Origin of the sequence: Sphingobacterium populi (assembly GCF_001586775.1) — a bacterium.
Taxonomy (GTDB): Bacteria; Bacteroidota; Bacteroidia; order Sphingobacteriales; family Sphingobacteriaceae; genus Sphingobacterium; species Sphingobacterium populi.
The window spans coordinates 1-19,870 of the sequence record NZ_LQXS01000002.1; the positions used below are offsets into that span (position 1 = coordinate 1).

13 protein-coding genes are annotated in these 19,870 nt (G+C 40.9%); 9 read left to right on the forward strand and 4 right to left on the reverse strand.

The genetic code is table 11. The features are described 5' to 3' along the window. The 5 genes from A0125_RS15805 to A0125_RS04345 all read left to right on the forward strand — a co-directional run. Positions 1 to 417, forward strand: a 417-nt coding sequence (locus A0125_RS15805; RefSeq protein WP_066752786.1) for a hypothetical protein, incomplete at its 5' end; no start/stop codon positions are given. Between the two features lie 769 nt (positions 418 to 1,186). After that, complete coding sequence (locus tag A0125_RS04330; protein WP_066752789.1) at positions 1,187 to 4,363, forward strand: SusC/RagA family TonB-linked outer membrane protein; 3,177 nt, start codon at positions 1,187 to 1,189, stop codon at positions 4,361 to 4,363. Between the two features lie 18 nt (positions 4,364 to 4,381). Beyond that, positions 4,382 to 5,881, forward strand: a complete 1,500-nt coding sequence (locus A0125_RS04335; RefSeq protein WP_082784903.1) for a RagB/SusD family nutrient uptake outer membrane protein — start codon at positions 4,382 to 4,384, stop codon at positions 5,879 to 5,881. 375 nt (positions 5,882 to 6,256) lie between these two features. Then, the gene (locus tag A0125_RS04340) at positions 6,257 to 9,379 is read left to right on the forward strand and encodes a SusC/RagA family TonB-linked outer membrane protein (protein ID WP_197464787.1); all 3,123 of its coding nucleotides are present in this window, start codon (positions 6,257 to 6,259) and stop codon (positions 9,377 to 9,379) included. An 11-nt stretch (positions 9,380 to 9,390) separates the two neighbouring features. Continuing rightward, a complete protein-coding gene (locus A0125_RS04345) occupies positions 9,391 to 11,013 on the forward strand; it encodes a RagB/SusD family nutrient uptake outer membrane protein (protein ID WP_197464788.1) in 1,623 nt (540 codons plus the stop codon). Positions 11,014 to 11,107: 94 nt separating this feature from the next. On the opposite strand, the gene carA is transcribed toward A0125_RS04345, so the two are convergent. The 4 genes from carA to A0125_RS04360 form a co-directional block, all read right to left on the reverse strand. After that, positions 11,108 to 12,208, reverse strand: a complete 1,101-nt coding sequence (carA, locus tag A0125_RS04350) for a glutamine-hydrolyzing carbamoyl-phosphate synthase small subunit (protein ID WP_066752797.1) — start codon at positions 12,206 to 12,208, stop codon at positions 11,108 to 11,110. A gap of 269 nt (positions 12,209 to 12,477) precedes the next feature. Next, a complete protein-coding gene (locus tag A0125_RS04355) occupies positions 12,478 to 14,277 on the reverse strand; it encodes a glycoside hydrolase family 15 protein (protein ID WP_066752799.1) in 1,800 nt (599 codons plus the stop codon). 21 nt (positions 14,278 to 14,298) lie between these two features. After that, positions 14,299 to 14,646, reverse strand: a complete 348-nt coding sequence (locus A0125_RS16575) for a trehalose-phosphatase (protein ID WP_410528177.1) — start codon at positions 14,644 to 14,646, stop codon at positions 14,299 to 14,301. Continuing rightward, on the reverse strand, positions 14,619 to 16,511 hold the full coding sequence (locus A0125_RS04360; protein ID WP_410528178.1) for a bifunctional alpha,alpha-trehalose-phosphate synthase (UDP-forming)/trehalose-phosphatase: 1,893 nt from the start codon (positions 16,509 to 16,511) through the stop codon (positions 14,619 to 14,621). Before A0125_RS04360 ends, A0125_RS16575 begins: the two co-directional genes overlap by 28 nt. A gap of 365 nt (positions 16,512 to 16,876) precedes the next feature. On the opposite strand from A0125_RS04360, the gene A0125_RS04365 reads away from it, so the two are divergent. Genes A0125_RS04365 through trpC form a run of 4 tightly spaced genes read left to right on the forward strand, consistent with a single transcriptional unit; the run spans position 16,877 to position 19,852 of the window. Then, a complete protein-coding gene (locus A0125_RS04365) occupies positions 16,877 to 18,280 on the forward strand; it encodes an anthranilate synthase component I family protein (protein ID WP_066752801.1) in 1,404 nt (467 codons plus the stop codon). Then, entirely contained in the window at positions 18,277 to 18,465 is a 189-nt protein-coding gene (locus tag A0125_RS04370; RefSeq protein WP_156472419.1) for a hypothetical protein, read from the forward strand. Before A0125_RS04365 ends, A0125_RS04370 begins: the two co-directional genes overlap by 4 nt. Beyond that, positions 18,455 to 19,027 carry an anthranilate synthase component II gene (locus A0125_RS04375; RefSeq protein WP_066752805.1) on the forward strand — a complete coding sequence of 191 codons (573 nt, stop codon included), beginning with the start codon at positions 18,455 to 18,457 and terminating at the stop codon, positions 19,025 to 19,027. Before A0125_RS04370 ends, A0125_RS04375 begins: the two co-directional genes overlap by 11 nt. Positions 19,028 to 19,063: 36 nt before the next feature. Next, a complete protein-coding gene (gene trpC, locus A0125_RS04380; protein ID WP_066752807.1) occupies positions 19,064 to 19,852 on the forward strand; it encodes an indole-3-glycerol phosphate synthase TrpC in 789 nt (262 codons plus the stop codon). Positions 19,853 to 19,870 lie beyond the last annotated feature (18 nt).

Below are 19,870 nucleotides of genomic sequence, written 5' to 3' on the forward strand. Positions count from 1 at the left end.
AGTCGTCCAGATATTCCGGTGACCTTCGAAGGGGCGACAACACATGGCTTCAACCCGTACATTATTGTACCATTAAATGATGGTAATATCAGTTTTACGTTGGCCATACCTGAAACTTCGGGCAAAACCATCACATCCATATCACGTGTACATGCTGGTGCGACCAATATCAATGCTGGTGGAGTTCGTGCAGCAACTTACATTGACGCTCCGATTGCGGGTAATGGGAATAGAGCGACATTCACGACAACTATTGACGAGTTTCGTTCTAAAAGTGCTGCTAACAATGCCCTTATTCAAGATTTTATTGATGATGAAGATATTTCCCAACAAGAAATCGCATTTATGTTTTTAGTAACATTGAATGATGGTCAGGAGATCATTCCTGTACAGACTAGGGTATGGATTCGCAAATAAATCCTTACACAAAAAAATGAATCTGTCTCACTAATTTATTGAGAACTGTATTCTGAATTAAAGCCGCCTCAAGATTTTGAGGCGGCTTTTTTAATACCAATGATTTCTCTTTTCTGTAGTGGTATGATTGTATACAATAATTGGATTGGACCGTATTTGCGATGATTGACTTCAAAGGATCAATATAGTCGTCCTATTAAGCAAAATCGGCATGGCGATTACATTATCTTTCCAACTTGAGAACGTCTTTGACCCTTGATGACTGTAGCAAATGGCGTCTGCACACTTCTACAAGCCAATATGCAAATATCATAATGTAAATCAAGGTGTTATCCTGTTTCTTATAAGTTCTACTTTTTTGGTGTTAGTTACAATATTACCTCCATGAAGCCACCGAATTAGGATTTATCTTTTAATGTCAAATCGTTATTCTATCTGTGTTATTAATGAAAAAACTTGAATGTTTGACCAAATAGCTTGCATATTTTGAAAAAACAATTTGTTTCAACACGATTTTTTGTGACAAACCGTGAATTGTCGATAAAAAAATAAAAAAAATACGAATTCAGCACAATAAACCAGTGTGACTTAATTTTTTCTTTAAAAATTAAAAAAGAATCCCAATAAGAAATGAGGTGTCGTTTGAAAAATGATTATAAAACTGTTGCAATAAGTGTTCCAATTTTTCTATGACTCGTGTATTTAACACTTTTTTGCATTATTGATTTTAATGTCTACTATTGGCCAATATTAACTAACACACGAACATATGAAAAAACACTTACTAAGTTTTTTGATGCTCTTTATTTTAGGATTAGGAGTATCAAATGCGCAAAATCGCGCTGTAACGGGTAGAGTTACCTCCTCTAGCGACGGAAGTCCTATGAGTGGAGTATCTGTTTCTTTAAAAGACGGATCTACAAGTGCGCAAACAGATGCATCTGGAAACTATACTATTTCAGTACCTGGTGCTGGAAGATTGGTTTTTAGCTACGTAGGTTTCGAAAGCCAAGAAGTTGCTGTGAATAACCGCACTCAGGTAAACATTACACTAGTTTCATCAAACCAAGCGTTAGACGAAGTTGTTGTTGTTGCTTACGGTACAGCTCGTAGACAGGAAATTACAGGTTCTGTTGCTACATTAGGAGCAGAAGATTTAGAAAAACGTACGGTATCTAACGTAACAAACGCATTAGCAGGTATGGCTCCAGGTATCTCAGTAAGCTCCGGAAACGGTCAGCCTGGATCTGGTGCAAATGTGAGATTGCGCGGTATTGGATCAATGAACGCATCTAGCGAGCCTTTATATGTGGTTGACGGTGCTGTTTTCGATGGTAACATCGGCGATATTAATGCGAATGATATCGAAAATATCTCCGTATTGAAAGATGCAACATCAGCGGCTCTTTATGGTTCACGTGCTGGTAACGGGGTGATTATGATTACTACTAAAAAAGGTCGTGGAGCTGCTAGTTTGAGCGTCAACTTGATACAAGGTATTACACAACGCGGTATTCAAGAGTACGAAACTGTCGGTACATTTGATTACTACCCAACTGCCTACAAAGCCATCAAGCACTCAGCTATGTTTAGAGCTACTAACCCATTAACGGAAGCTGCAGCAAAAGAATTGGCACAGTCAACAGCCTTTAATAATTTGTTTTACAACCCATTCAATGTGGCTAATGATCAAATTTTGGATATTGATGGTAAGATGAATCCTGACGCTAGATTGAAATATGATGATTTCAACTGGTTCGATGCTGTACAACGTACTGGTAAGCGTACTGACGCGAACATGAATATTTCAGGAGGCAATGAGAAAACTGACTATTATGTTTCTCTAGGTTACTTGAACGATCAAGGGTATATCATTAACTCTGATTTCAAAAGATTCAACGGACGTATTAATGTCAACTCACAAGTTAAAGATTGGTTAAAAGCAGGAGTAAACATTTCAGGATCCAACTCAGAAGGAACGATGGCAGTAGATGCCTCTACTGGCAATGCTAGTTCTTTTGTCAACCCTTTCAGTTTTATTCGTGGACTTGGTTCTATTTATCCGATTCATGCATATGATGCAACTACTGGCGATCCAATAATCAATCCTGTAACTGGAGAGCATTATTATGATTATGGGATTCACCCAGGTTCACAAAACAGACCTCAAGGTGCAAGTCCTGGTCGTCATGTAATTTACGAAACGATGCTAAATGATCGTGTGAACACACGTACATTGCTAGGCGGTCGTGCATATTTAGAGTTCAAATTTTTGAATGACTTTACTTTCACCCCGTCATTTAGTGCAGATTTATCAAACAGAAACTTTGATTATATCTACAACAGCACAGTAGGTGATGGTGTATCTTACAACGGATTGACTAATGCTTTAAATGATATCACAAGATCATATACCTTTAATCAGGTCCTTAATTACCGCAAAACACTAAATGGTGTGCACAATATTAATGCCTTGGTAGCTCATGAGAATTATGATTATTCATTCTCAAGAAGAGAAGCGACAAAAACTGGCCAGATCACTTCTGGAATTACAGAGTTTGATAACTACGTTACACCTTTCTCAACTGAAGGTTACAAAAACTTGAACCGTATTGAGTCGTATTTCGCTAAAGTAGCTTACAACTACGATGAAAAATACTTCATTGATGGAGGAGTACGTAGAGATGGTTCTTCCATATTCTCTCCACAAAAACGTTGGGGTAACTTCTACTCGATTGGTGGTGCTTGGGCAGTATCCAAAGAAGACTTTATGCAAAATGTATCCTGGGTAAATGATCTTCGTCTGAAATCATCTTACGGACAAGTTGGTAACAACCATTTATTGGATGCTGATAACAATCGTATTTTCTTCGGTTACCAAGCATTGTATAACTTGGGCTTAAATAATGGTTCACAGCCAGGAACATCACTATACAGTTTGGCAAATCCTGATTTGACATGGGAATCTTCGAATACATTCAACGTAGGAGTTGATTTTGCCTTGTTCTCTAACAGATTGCGTGGTGAGATCGAGTATTACAAAAGAGGATCTGATCGATTGTTGATGTCAGTACCGCTTCCATTGTCCGCAGCGGTTAGTTCACAATTCAGAAACGTGGGTTCGATGTACAACAGAGGTTTTGAGATTTCATTAAGTGGTGATTTGATCAGAAATGAGAATTTCACTTGGACATTGACCAAAAACTTCACCACCTTCAAAAATGAAATCACTAAAATGCCGGCAGAAACTCCAGTCATTACTTCTGGATCGAAAAGACGTGAAGTGGGTAGAGATTATTACGCTTTCTGGTTACGTCAGTATGCTGGTGTTGATCCTTCTGATGGTGCGTCATTGTACATTCCTGCAGACGGAACTGCTCAAAGTCTAATCAGAACGGTAGATGGAGTAGAGTATGTAACTACACAAAATAACGCGAAGTTTGGTTATGCTGGTACAGCTATTCCTGATGTGATGGGTTCGATCATCAACAGCTTTAACTACAAAAACTTGACATTATCATTCTTATTAACCTACCAATTAGGTGGAAAGATGTATGATAGTCAGTATGCAGGTTTAATGTCAGCAGGTACATTTGGTAAATCGTATCATATTGACGCGATGAATACTTGGACTACGGACAATACTACAGCTAACCTTCCAAGATTAGATCAGGCAAATAATGCAAACATTAATGCGGCTTCTGACCGTTGGCTGATCGACGCTTCTTATTTAAATATTCGTAATATTAACTTGGCGTACCGTTTACCACAGCAGTGGTTGAATGCCGTTGATATGTCATCAGCTCGTGTATTCTTTACAGGTGAAAACTTGGCTTTATTCTCAAAGAGAAAAGGTTTGAACCCTACAGAATCATTCGACGGAACAAACTCAACGACTTACTTCCCAACACGGATTTTCAGTGTAGGTATAAATGCTTCATTTTAATTTAGAACCTGTTTATTTATGAAAAGTAGAAAATTTTATATATGTGCCGCTTCATTGATCTTATCTATGACAGCGTGCAAAAAAGATTATTTGGAGACTTCTCCGACAGATAAAGTTAGTCAGGAAGAAATCTTTAGTACTATCAACAATGCCAATACGGCTTTGAGCGGAATTTACCGTTTGATGTTTGAGCGTACCACCTTGATCGACTGGAACGTGCAAAACAAGCCAGGCGTCGGAGGTGTTATGCTTGCCATGGACTTTATGGGAGATGATCTTAACATGAGTTCTGCAAACTGGTTCACCTCTACTGGAGAAGGAAACTGGGATGGTCACCGTATTGACGTTCACCGCTATAACGAATACGTTTACCGTACATTCTACAAAATTATTGGTGACTCCAATTACATCTTGGATAATGTTGATAATATTGAAGCGACAGATGATCAAAAAAATGCTGTTAAATCTCAAGCGTTAACATTGCGTGCGTATGCTTACTCCTACTTAGTGCAGTTCTACGGAAAAAGACATACTGGCTCAGGTGTAAACGACCAGTTAGGCGTACCGTTGGTATTGAATTCTTTGGATGGTGCATTGCCAAGATCAACAGTGAGCGAAGTGTATGCTCAGATTGTTGATGATTTGACAGAAGCTATTAACATTGGAACTACTTCACGTACTAACAAATCCATCGCGAATCAAGATGTTGCGTTGGGTTTACGTGCTCGCGTAGCTTTAACTATGCACGATTATCCAGCGGCGATTGAGTATGCGAATAGATTAATTACTTCTGGAGCATTTCCATTAATGGATCAAGCGCAATATCAGCAAGGATTCAACGATGCTCCGGCTATGTCAGAGTGGATTTGGGCTTCTATGCCATCTTCAGATCAAGCGGATGCTTTTGGATCTTACTTCGCGCAAATTGCGTACAACGCAAATACTTCATTCATGCGTGGTAATCCTAAGCGTATCAATTCGGCATTGTACGACTGGATTCCTGCTACAGATGTGCGTAAGTTGATGTGGGAGGCAGAACCAGATGCTGAAAACTTCCCGTTACCTACTACAGCATTTGCAAGACAACCATATATGTCACGCAAATTTTCAATCAAAGCACCAGGGAACTCTTGGGGAGATGTGCCATTAATGCGCCTTTCGGAGATGCAATTGATCTTGGCAGAAGCTTATGCAAGCTCTAATCAAGATGGTTTGGCACAAGACGCTTTGTTTGAATTGACTCGTGTTCGCGATTCTGAAGCGGTAAAATCGACAAATACAGGATCTGCTTTATTGCAAGAAATCTGGAATCATCGTCGTGTTGAACTTTGGGGAGAAGGATTCCGTTTCTTAGATTTGAAACGTTTGAACCAGCCGTTAGATCGTACAGTGGTGCCTAACTTCCTTCCTGGAACAGTGAATAACGTGATGTCAGTTCCTGCGGGAGATGATCGTTGGCAATTCGTTTTCCCACGTCCAGAGTTGGATGCCAATCCTTTGATTGAACAAAACGACTAAATTTTTTAGACAATCATATGTATTGCGAAGAGCTATCTCCGATAAGGAGATAGCTCTTTTTTTTGTGGTTACGATTCCTTAGTGTTCAATTATTATAGGTGGTGAGAACTACCAAATGATAGCTATTGTAGATAATAATCTCAAAAAATATATTTCATATCGTTTAATTAAACGCGATTATATATATAGCAAAGTTGCTTCTAAACGACAATGGGATACGTTTAGATGTAACAATATTTATATTTGATCTAATTAAATATAAATATTTACACTTTAGAAAAATAAATAATTTAATTTTGGATTTATTATAATTAAAAGTTAACAAAGCTAATTTAGCTATAATTTCCAATCTTAATGTGTAAACAACTTTTCTTTTTGATCATATTCTTGCTGTGCGGCGAGTTGGTATCTGCTCAGCAACGAACGATCACAGGCTCCGTCAAATCTACAAATGATAATCAGCCTTTAGTGGGTGTATCCGTAATTCTGCCAGGTTGGTCCACCATTGTCACACATACCGACGCGTCCGGTGCATATAAGATAAGCGTGCCCGAAGAAGCCAAATACCTTCGCTTTTCCTTACTTGGCTACAAAGAACAACAAATTCTCATTAACAAACAAAGTACAATTGATGTCCGCATGACTGCAGTTGATTCTGATATTTCTGAAGTCGTTGTCGTGGGATATGGGACAATCCGTCGGTCAGATCTAACGGGATCGGTCAGCAAAATAAAAGGTGATAATTTTCAAGATGTTGCCCTATCATCTTTCGATAAATTTTTGCAAGGACAAGCAGCTGGTGTGCAAGCTACCACACCTAGTGGTATGCTAGGAGAGGGGGCGCGAGTTCGTATTCGTGGTACAAACTCCATTTCCAATAACTCAAATCCTTTGTACGTTGTAGACGGAGTGCCATACATATCCAATAATGCTAGTTCATTTACCGAATCCAGCCCACTAGCAGATATCAATCCAAATGATATTGCCAGTGTCGAAATTTTGAAAGATGGCGCATCGACAGCCATATATGGTTCACGTGCAGCCAATGGTGTTGTCTTAATTACTACCAAACGAGGTCAATCAGGTTTAGCAAAGTTGGAGTACAACAATTGGCTCGCGATAGCAACACCATCCAAGCGTTTCGATTTGTTGAATGCAGAAGAATTTATCGAGATTTCAAATGAAAAACTTCGGAATGCCAATCTTGAAGACGCTGCCTTCCCGACACCTATACCTGGTCGAGAAAATGAATTTTACGATACAGATTGGCAAAGCATCGTTTTTCGTTCCGCTTTCCAGCAAAATCATTCATTATCTATTGGTGGTGCAAGTGATAAGACAAATTATTTCGTATCACTGGGCTACACAGATATGGATGGTATTACCTACCCAAATTCTCTCAAACGCTATACCTTGCGAACTCGTTTAGAGCAAAAAGTATTAAATGATCGCTTGACCATAGGTGTGAATAATGCCGTTACACACACAGCCAATCGTGGTCTCAATATCAGTGGCAATGCCACTTCAAGCGCCATACAGGGCCTCATCTTTGCTTTCCCCAATGTGCCAGCAATATGGCCTGATGGAACATATAATCTAAGTAATGATCAATTAACATTAGGTTCAGGCGCAAATACTAGACCCATACGAGGTAATGTGAACCAAGCTTATGTGTTGGAAAACAATATTTACAAGTCCCAGCAGTTAAATGTTAGCGGAAATGCCTTTGCGGAATTTCACATAATGGATGGATTGGATTTCAGAACGCAGATAGGTATAAACTATATGCTGGGAGAAGATTACTTATATTTCAATCCATTCCACGGAGATGGAAGACCAGTCGGCGGTCGCATTGTACAATTTAGTTTTCCAAGATTCCGCTACAATTGGCAGAATTTGTTGACCTACAATAAAGTTTATGGCGATCATAGCATCAATGCAGTGATAGGACTGGAGCAGCAGAAAAGTATAAATCGTTTTTTTAATGCAGGTGGTACGGGGTTATCGTCATCTTATTTTGGAGAAAATGAAAACATTATTTCCGGTACATTGAGAAACCAACTTATAGGAGGAGGTATAACTGAAAATGCGTTTGATTCTTATTTTGGACGGATACATTATGTTTACAGAGGCAAATATTTATTCAGTACAAGCTTGCGCAACGATCGATTATCCGCACTACCAAGACATAATCAAGCCGCACTTCTGCCAGGAGCGTCACTTGGTTGGCGATTGTCTGAAGAGAATTTGTTCCAGTCGTCAATCATCAGCAACCTAAAAATTCGCGGTAGTTGGGCTATCGTTGGAAATACAGAAATTGGTAATTATCCATCAGCAGGTATTTTTCTGGGTACTCAGTACGGCGATAATAATGGGATGCGATATTTTCAGGTGGCAAATCCCGATCTAAGATTTGAAACCAGCCAAAAGATAGATTTAGGGGTAGATGTCGGACTATTTGATAATCGAATATCCATCATTGCTGACTATTTCAGCAATAATATTGACAACCTTATCTTGGCAACACCAACTGCACCTTCGTTAGGAATACCATCTAATTTTATTAATCGCAATGTCGGCGCTATGTACAACCGAGGATTTGAACTTGGGGTGAGCGCAACCAATATTGCCCGTGATAAATTTAGTTGGAGCACTAGTTTTAATATCACATTGTTGCGAAATAAGGTACAGCGATTGGCCGATGGCCAAGCCATCAACTACCTTTATCATACGGTGCGCGAAGGCGAATCGATTGGAGCGTTTTATGGATACGTTAGTAGAGGCGTAAATCCGGCCAACGGAAATCCTTTGTTCGAAAAAGCCGATGGCACGGTAGTGCAACGTGGATTTGGTAATAATGGCGCATGGAGTATTTACAATCCCGAAAATGGTGCTGACGAATCACAAATTACGGAGGGTCTGACTGTAGCAGATAAACGAATTTTGGGTCTTTCTAATCCGACCTGGTTTGGAGGTTTGAACAATACATTTCGTTATAAACGATTCGATGCCACCATATTATTTACATTCTCAGGTGGTAATAAAGTATATAATAGAACGCGCCAAGAATCTCTGAATCAACAAGGTTTTGCAGGTGCTGGTAGAGAATTATTAGATCGCTGGACTACTCCCGGACAAATAACCGATGTGCCGAGATTATATTTCAATTCAGATAATTATGCCTTACAAGTAGGCAATTTAAATAGTCGATTCTTAGAGAATGGTAGTTTTTTACGCGCACAGAATATAGGAGTAGGTTACGCACTGAATCCAAATTTTTTGTCACGGATCCATGTGAATAGTTTTCGAATCTTTGCGCAAGTTCAAAATGCATTCGTAATTACAGCATACACAGGCTTAGATCCCGAAGTATCCAACGTAAATGGAGGGAATGCTCTGTTGCAAGATGTGCAAGCGATTAATGTACAATCTGCACTAGATTTCAGCGCTAATCCTATTCCCCGTACCTATACTCTTGGCCTTAATATTGGTTTTTAATCACAAATAATATGATTTATATAGATAAAATAAAAGTTGCAATTGTATCGACCATAGTGGTTATGGTCTTTTGTAGTGCTTGTAAGAGTTTTACGCACCTTGATCCTTTAGATAATCTGCCTGAAGAAATCGCATTTAGCACACCTGGAAATATCGAACTAACAGTCAATGGTGTCTATCGAATCGCAACCATTGGAGGAGAGAATGAAGGTGGTTCAGATCGTGGTTACCCTTTTGGGTCAGCCGCCATACAGCATGCAGAAATGCGCGGAGAAGACATGATTAATTTGCAGCAAATTTTTGTAAATATCTACGAAAGTAACTATACCGCAGTAAGCCCACAGAATAGAAGTCATTGGGAACAATTGTATGCTTTAATCAACCAAGCTAACGTGATGATAGAGGGTGTGCGAAGAGCCAATCAGAATGGTGTTATTCCGGTCGAATTAGCAATGGCCTATGAAGGCGAAGGTAGATTTTTGCGGGCCTTGGCTCATCATGAATTACTAATCCATTTTTGTCGTCCATTTGCGGATGGTGCTGGAGATAAAGCTGGAATTCCTTACAGAACCATAGCCATTACTAATGGCGCTACAGCCGCACAAAATCTAGAGTTAGGAAGAGGTACGGTAGCAGAGGCATATGGTCATCTTCTAACAGATCTAGATTTTGCAGAAGAAAATTTGCCGACATCGCGAACTTCTATTGTATTGAATATTTCACGAGCGACGCGAGGAGCTGCTATTGCACTAAAAACCAGAGTAAAGCTACATCAGCAAGATTACGCTGGCGTAGTAGCCGAGGCCAATAAGCTAGGCGCTTCAGGATCCAATTTATTTACCAGTCCGATCGGCAGTTATGAATTAACGGCCACTCCGGATATTCCTTTTCTTAATAACGCTGGAAATACAGAGTCAATATTTTCATTTGCAAATAGCGGAATCGCTAATCCTGGTGTTGTTAATTCCTTAGCCTCCGTGTTTGGTGCTTCTACAGCAAATCCAGATGCAACAGCAAGTGGAGGTCGCAATCAGGTATCTACGAGTCCGATTTTGTGGAATTCGCCATTTTGGATCGCACAAGATCTTCGCCGAGAATTGCTCCACTTCAGACAAGTCAGTGGAGATCCTTCATATCAATTAGTTTTTAATAACAAATATCGGAGTTTTTTAATATTTGCCGATTGGGCTCCTATATTGCGCTATGCGGAGATTTTGCTCAATGCGAGCGAGGCGCATGCTAGACTCGGGAGTGGCGCGCAAGCTTTAAGTTTGTTGAATGCTGTTCGAGACAGATCTGTGCCACAAGAAGCACGATTTGGACTATCTGCTCCGGCTGATCTGCTACAAGCAATATTGGACGAGCGGAGAATTGAATTCGCTGGGGAAGGTCGTCGTTGGCCAGATATTCACCGCTTAGCGCTTGATCCAGTATATGGAACTAACGGTATACCGGCTAAGATTGAATTCGCCTCCTTAGCCGGTTTATCAAGCTATGATATTGACGCGCCTCCAGCGATAGTGCGCAATATTGGCGCGATTCCATATGGTAGTTTCTTATTTCTTTGGCCGATTCCTGAAAGCGAAGTACTGACAAATCCAACTTTGAGAGCGCAGCAGAATCCTGGCTATTAAATACAGCTATTACTTGTAATAGCCGTAGCGTTTATAAAACAATCGGCCGTTGTTTAAGATCAACGGCCGATTGTTTTTGTGTTTTTTTTCCAATTTATCCTTTTACCATAGCGATAAAGTCATCGAAAAGATAACGAGAATCGTGTGGGCCAGGAGAAGATTCTGGGTGATATTGCACCGAAAAAGCTCTTTTGCCTTTCACGCGAATTCCTTCGATCGAATTGTCATTCAGGTTGATGTGCGTTACTTCTACGGCGTCCGACTTTTCAATGTCTTCACGAATCACACCAAAACCGTGGTTTTGAGAAGTAATCTCACACTTATCAGCAATGATATTTTTTACCGGATGGTTGATACCGCGGTGTCCATTATGCATTTTCTCCGTACGGATATCATTTGCTAATGCTAAGATCTGATGACCTAAGCAGATTCCAAACATTGGCTTATCTGCTGCCAAAATTTCTTTAACCGTTGTGATGGCATAGTCCATCGCAGCAGGGTCGCCCGGGCCATTGGAGATAAAGTAGCCATCAGCTCCCCATGCTTCCATTTCTTGGAAAGAAGTTTTCGCAGGGAATACTTTTGCGTACACTTGACGCGCATCAAAATTGCGCAATATGTTTTTCTTGATACCTAAATCTAACACGGCGATGCGTGTAGTAGCATCTTCTTCACCGTAGTAATATGGTTCTTGTGTAGTTACGTGAGATGACAACTCCAAACCAGCCATTGATGGTATATCTTTAAGCTGCTTTACTAAGGCATCTACATCTAGATTTTCTGAAGATATGATGGCATTCATCGCGCCTTTGTCGCGGATATAGCGTACCAAAGAGCGTGTGTCGATATCCGAAATACCCACAAGGTTTTCTTCCTCAAAATAGTTTTGGATTGAACCATCAGCCATCTTACGGCTATAGTTCACATTATAATTTTTACACACCAAGCCAGCAATCTGTATTTTTTTTGATTCGGTATCGTCCTCATCAACGCCATAATTACCAATATGTGCATTTGTAGTCACCATGATTTGCGCATAGTAAGATGGGTCTGTAAAAATCTCTTGGTATCCAGTGGTACCCGTGTTAAAACAGATCTCGCCAGTGGTAGTTCCGATTTTTCCTGCTGCTTTTCCGTGAAAAGTGGTGCCATCTTCGAGTACTAATACCGCGGGTAATTTGCTGTAGTTGGTCATTGTTGTATAAAATAACTATTGTTAAACACTAAGTAGATTATCTTTAATTCTATTCTTTGCTATATACATAAAAAAAGCCCAAACGGGCTGCAAATTAATTTCGTACATAACCAATGAAAATCATCGGTAAAGAAGCGTCAGATAGATAAAGATTTTCTTTCATTTTCTGGGATACAAAAGTAGAAATAAAAAGAATAAAAATGAAATGTCATTTCACTTTTTTAAAGTATCGTCCTCATTGACGCAGAGGACGATACATCATTTTGGATTTATTCTTTTTCGAAGAAAGTTGGTTTATCCAATTTTACAGCTATCCTATATGCTGCGTTGACTAAGCCAACGTGGCTGTAAGCTTGTGGGAAATTGCCCCATTGGCTGCCGTCGAATTCACTAACATCTTCACTGAACAACATTAGGTGGTTGCTGTATTGCATCAATTTCTCAAAGATCTCTTTTGCTTCTTCTACACGACCGACACATGCTAACGCTTCTACGTACCAAAATGCACATACTAGAAAGGTAGATTTGGGTTTGCCAAAGTCATCTTTATGCAGATACCGATAGAATAAGCCGTTCTCCGCTTTTAGTTCCTGCTCAAGTGCCTCGAGATGTTTAGCGGCCTTTTCGCTGGATGGATCCAAGTAATTCATCATGATGAGTTGCAGGGTGCTCGCATCTAAGTTTTTGCTGTCAATCGCATTTGTATAAACCCCATTTTCGGGATCAAAGCATCCTTCAATATGTTCGGCAGCACGTTTCTTAAGTCGTTGGGCTTCTTCTTCAATATCTTTAAGTCCGTACATACGTGCAATTTTCAACGCTGCCGTACTGCCGGCCCACTGAAAGAGATTAGAATAGCAGTGGCGCTGCTCGAAGTTTCGGAATTCCCAAATTCCTGCATCTAGCTCATCAATGGTAGCTCCAATTTTTTTCAAGATAAAGGATGTCCACTCACGTACATTGATCTTCGATTCGTGATTATAACGACTATCCGTCAGTAAGGGTAGGAGCGCGATCAGCGCTTGGCCGTACACATCATTTTGTATGTGTTCATGTGCCTGATTACCAATTCGTACCGGTTGCTCACCAAGATAGCCATCCAAATAATCCAAGGTGCTTTCAGTCAGTTTGTGCTGTCCGAAAATTCCATAAAGCGGTTGCAGTCGATCTTGGTCAATGTGCGTGATATTTGCAATGTAAGAGGCATATTTTTCCATCTCTTCAAACTGGCCGATGTGGCTAAGAGCCGTCAGCACATAGTAACTATCACGAAGCCAACAGTAGCGATAATCCCAATTGCGGCCAGAGCCCGGATGCTCCGGTAAGCTGGTCGTACTTGCCGCGATAATAGCGCCCGTATCTTCATATTGGTGTAATTTGAGAACTAACGCTGAACGAATAACCTCTTTTTGATAAAATGTCGGGATGGATGCTTTTTTAATCCATTTCTGCCAATAGTGCTGAGTTCTTTTCTGAAACTCCTCAGCTGTACGCTCGATCGGTGCCTCGAATGCGCTGCCATACGTCAGGATCAGGTAGACAGTCTGGTTTAATAGAAATGGCATCTCATTTTCGAAAAAATGACTGATCGGCATATTCGTAGCCAAGCGCATGTGTGTATCGGCCGAGTGAAATTGTACGTGATTGCTACCACGATCTTTTTTGAAAGATTGCTTTCCGTAATCATAAGTAGGTTCGCACGTTACCCGGATCTGCGGATGGCCCGATAGCGGTTCTACTTTCCGGATCAGCATCAATGGTTTGTAGTACCGTTCGTACTGTTCAAAGCGTGGCGCAAAATCTGTAATTCGATAAGAGCCGTCTTCACTCACAATTTCCGTACATAGTACATTAGTATTATCTACATAGTATTGCTTGCTTTCCAAAATATCGCTAGTGGGTCTAATTGAGAATTCTCCACCTTTGTCCTTGTCCAATAGCGAACCGAAGACAAATGAATCTTCGAAAGAAGGCCAACAAAGCCAATTCACATTGGTGTCTTTGCCCACATGGGCAATATAAGAGCAGTTACCTATGATACCGCTTTCATAACGATGTTTTTGCGACATATAAAGCCTATATATATTAAGTTATTCGGGTTGATTTTTTTGAACTAATCCGGATATAGAATGCAGTAATTGTATAGCATCCTGCTGGCTATCGACATAATACTTGGCAGCAGATTTTTTACTACCAACTTTGACTGATATCGTCTCGCTTGGCAATTCATGAAACATATCCTCATCGGTAGCATCATCGCCCATTGCGAAGATAAAATCCGGCTGTAGTTTTTCAACAATGCCGTTAGCTGCTTTACCTTTATTGACCTCCGAATTCTTGACTTCTATAACCTTATCGCCATACAAAAGTTGCAAGCCATGATGCGGGATCAAGTAGCGTAAGCTATCCATTAATTCTTGCGCACGTAATCTGCCCAATCCAGATTGACCTTACGATAATGCCAAGCCATGGAGTATTCTTTTTCCTCGACGGAGGATCCAGCAGTACGATTAGCAATTTTATTCATGATACGTTTTACCGAAGGTTTCCAACGATCCGACAAATTGGATTTGCTTCGCCATGCTTCGCCAGGTAGCTTTTTCCATACGCCATGCTCGCCCACTAATGTGTAGCCACGGTCGCCAAACCATTTGTCCAAAGTTTGATGCGGTCGCCCGCTAATGATGACCACGGTATTGTTCGGATCAGATTGCAACGTGTCCAACAATTGGTACACCTCGTCAGTTGGTGTTGCTTTGTCTGCTTCATTGTGAAAGCCAATTAGCGTACCATCGTAATCGAGAAAAAATATCCTTTTTTGTGCTTTATAAAAGCCAGCTGAGATTGCCTCGTTGTTTTCAGGTTGGATTTTGCGGGCAAATTCCTTGCGTTGTTGAATTTTGATTTCCTTCATGCGAGCAAAGAAAATTTCGACCCAATGATGAATATTGAACTTCTTGACCAACTCAAAGTTAGCTTTCATGCGGTTCTGCTTTTCGTCTTCCGACATATGCAATGCGAAGTGCAACGCATGACTAATCTGGTCGACCGAATTGGGATTAACGTGTACCGCATCGATCAATTCTTTTGATGCACCAGCCAATTCGCTCAATACCAATACGCCGGAAGTTTCTTCCTTACTAGCAATGTATTCCTTACTCACAAGGTTCATACCGTCGCGTATGGAAGTGATTAGGCATACATCCGCTGCTACATATAAAGAAGATAACTCTTCGACCGGATAAGAGTTGTAGAAATAAGCAATCGGAGTCCAGTCGGTAGAGCCATACACAGAGTTGATATTACCAACCTTACGATCTATCTCATCACGCAAGCGCTTATACTGTTTTACTTTATCGCGAGATGGTACCACCAACATGTACAATACTACTTGCTCACGCAGCTCAGGATAATTTTTGAGTAGCTCTTCAAACGCCACAATCCGTTGAATTATCCCCTTACTATAATCCAGTCGATCGATGGATAAGATGATTTTGCGTTGTTTAAAGTATGATTTTATTTCCAGTGCTCGCTGTTTTACTCCATTGTCTTTCGATAAAGTGTTAAACTTGTCGAAATCTATACCCATTGGGTACACTTCAACGTATGCACTACGCCCTCGAATCTGTAAGTAATTATTACGAATTGGTATGTTGAGGATGTGCGTACATGCATCCAGAAAATGCTGTGTGTCGTTGAAAGTATGAAAGGCAATTAAATCTGCGCCAAGTATGCCTAGTAATAATTCATTGCGCCACGGAATGCTTCTGAATACTTCATCCGGAGGAAATGGAATATGTTGGAAATAGCCGATGGATAATCTTTCGTACTGCTTGCGCAGTACATTTGGCAGTAGCATGAGCTGATAGTCGTGTATCCACACGGTATCTTCGCTGTCGATGTATTCGCGTACGATTTGTCCGAATTTTTCGTTAACCTGCACATATTTATTCCAGTTGTCGGTATCATATACCGCATAACTAGGACTGTAATGACATATTGGCCAAAGCACTTCGTTAGAGAAACCTTCATAATAACCCAGTATCTCTTCCTCCGTAAGGAAAACAGGAACAAGGTTCAACAAACGCAATTCTTCAGTGATAAATGCGCTTTCAGCTTCATCCTGTGGAATGATGCCTGGCCAACCTACCCATATGTTGTTTCCTTCGTTGTAGATGGATCCAAGTCCTGTCGCCAAACCTCCTTCACTTGGGCTGATGACCAATCCATCTTCTTTTCTTTCAATCTTTACTGGTAGTCGATTAGAGACAATGATTACTTTGTTACTGTTTTTCGGACTCATTATTATCGTTTCGGTAATGTTGTCGACTCTATGGGTTGCTGAACACATTTGCATGCGCCGAGTCTCACTATTTATTCACTGCTCTTAGAACGTAATAATACGTGAAATGTTTGCTCGAAACCTTTTTTTAATTTATTCTGACTGTGCATTAGTATTATCCGTAAATAATATTATATTTGTTTCTCAATGTCGAATAATACAACATATCAATCGTGGTGGTGGCCGGGTGCAAACAGCGTCGGCAGGCATAACTATTGGTGTGTATAATATAAAAGATACATCCTATTTACATGAGGCCCGACGCGAACGTCGGGCCTCATTTGTTTTGAAGAAAAACAGCTCATTATATCAGAAAATGCGAATACATGTCATATACATTTAAAACGAACTACAAGAAGATCTTGGCAGATACCACTACGCCGGTAAGTATCTATCTGCGCCTGCGCGACGTGTTTCCCAATAGCTTATTACTGGAAAGTTCGGAATATCAGAGCCGCGATAATAATATCAGTTATATCTGTTGTCAGCCCATCGCTGGTATTGTATTGAATCAAGAAGGGTTACATATTTCGTACCCGAATAGGCCGAAGCAAAGTAAACCAATAAAAGGGATCAATCTTAAGGAGGAAGTTTCTGCCTTCCGAGATTCCTTCCATTCAGAAGCCGTGCCGGAGATTAATCTCATATCTAATGGCTTGTTTGGTTATTTCTCGTTTGATGCGGTCGAGCATTATGAAGATATTCAGCTCACTACGCCAAAAGATCCTAAACGCGACATACCACCGATGCAATACCATGTATACAAATATGTCATCGCGATCGATCATTTCCGAAATCAATTATTTCTTTTTGAAAACCTGTTGGAGAATGAAACTTCTGATCTAGACCGGTTGGAATACATTATTCAAAATCGAAATTTCCCAGAATACGCTTTCAAGAAACAAGAAAACGAAGGTTCGAATATGACTGATGAAGAGTTTCGCGAATTGGTGCGTAAGATGAAAACGCATATCCAGCGCGGTGATGTCTTCCAGATTGTACCTTCGCGTGCATTTTCGGTTGGCTTCACGGGAGACGAGTTTAATGTTTATCGCGCGTTGCGCTCGGTCAATCCATCACCATATTTATTCTATTTTGATTATGGCGATTTCCGAATTTTTGGATCTTCGCCGGAGGCACAATTGACCATTCGTAAAGACGAAGCCACCATTTATCCGATCGCAGGAACTTTCAAACGTACGGGCGATATGGAGCGTGATGAGCAGATCGCCGAGCAGCTCAAGCATGATCCCAAAGAATCTGCCGAGCACGTGATGTTGGTAGATTTGGCGCGAAACGATCTGAGCAGACATTGTACCAATGTACAGGTGAAATCTTACAAAGAAGCACAATATTATTCCCACATTATCCATTTGGTTTCCAAAGTGACAGGTAAGCTGCATGCAGGCTCCAATCCATTTGATGTGGTGGGCGATACCTTTCCGGCAGGTACATTATCTGGCGCACCAAAGCATATGGCTTTGACATTGATTGATCGTTACGAAGGTTTGCAGCGATCGTTTTATTCTGGGGCCATCGGTTTTATGGGTTTCAATGGAGATTTCAATCACGCGATCATGATTCGCTCGTTTCTGAGTAAAGGTAATGTATTGCATTACCAAGCTGGCGCCGGGATTGTATTGGATTCGGATCCAGAGAGTGAATTACAAGAAGTAAATAACAAAATTGCGGCCTTGCGTCGCGCATTAGATTTAGCACAAACGCTATGATGATAAGACCACTAGAATACTGCGAACACCAAAAGCATGTGGCAGATTCACTGCAAACCATTGAGCACAGAATAGCCGAATTACTCGAGTTAAAAAATGCTTACATCGCCAAAGCAGCCACTTTGGCAGAAGAGATACCAAACAATATACACACTTTAGAAACCAAGTTGCCGCATGCACAATAACAAAATATTAGTCATCGATAATTACGATTCGTTTACCTACAACTTGGTGCATCTGCTGCAAGAGCTTGGTCGGGATTACGACGTGGTGCGCAATGATAAATTTGCCTTGGAAGATGTAGAAGCGTATCATAGTTTGCTATTATCTCCCGGACCGGGAATTCCGAGCGAAGCCGGATTACTGATGGATGTAATTCGTCGCTATGGCGCGAGCAAACAAATTCTAGGAATTTGCTTAGGTCAGCAAGCGATTGCCGAAGTATATGGCGGTACTTTATTCAATATGAAGAAACCTTTGCATGGCGTCGCTACTGGTATTCAGGTGTTGGATTCGGGAGAACGTTTGTTTCGAGATTTTCCACAAGATTCGCAGATTGGTCGTTACCATTCGTGGGCGGTGGATCGCGACACTTTGCCCGATTGCCTGAAAGTCACCGCGGTAGACAACGATGGAATCATTATGGCATTATCTCATAAAGAATACGATGTGCGCGGTATGCAATTTCATCCCGAATCGATCTTGACAGATAATGGCCGCCAATTAATTGCCAACTGGCTTTCCTAAATACAACGCTTTAGGAATTAATTTAGAAATTATAGTATGACCATATTAGATACAATTATAGATCGGAAACGGGAAGAAGTTGCGGTAGCAAAATCAAAAGTAAGCGCTGCGGAGCTGGAAGCTTATCCGCTGTTTGGCAGAACGTGCTATCGCTTGCGCGATTTTATTGCCGATGGCCGACATACCGGCATTATTGCCGAATACAAACGTGCATCGCCTTCCAAAGGCGTGATTAACGGAAATGTCACTGTACAAGAAGTGGTACAGGGATACCAGAATGCGGGCGTTTCTGCCGTTTCTGTGCTCACCGACGCGGATTTCTTTCAGGGAAGTTTAGCCGATTTGACGGCTGCACGTGAAGTGTTGCAAATTCCGTTGTTGCGCAAAGAGTTCATCATCGATCCGTATCAGATTACCGAAGCGAAGGCTTACGGAGCAGATATTATTTTGTTGATTGCTGCTTGCTTGAACGCCGACGAGATCAAATCTTTGTCCGAATATGCGCAATCGCTTGGCTTAAGTGTGCTATTAGAAGTGCACAATGCCGAAGAATTGAGCCGTAGTTTGTTTGATACGATTGATGCCATTGGCGTGAACAACAGAAATCTGAAAGATTTCAGCGTTTCACTAGATCATTCTTACGAGTTGGTCGCACAGATTCCTGACAGCTACATCAAAGTATCAGAAAGTGGGATCTCAGATCCTGAGACGATTCGTGAACTACAGAAAGTAGGCTATAGCGGATTTCTAATTGGCGAAAACTTTATGCGGACGGATGATCCGGCAAAGTCTATCAAGGAGTTTGTAGCGGCCGTGCAAGGATAAAGATACAAGCCTCATTTT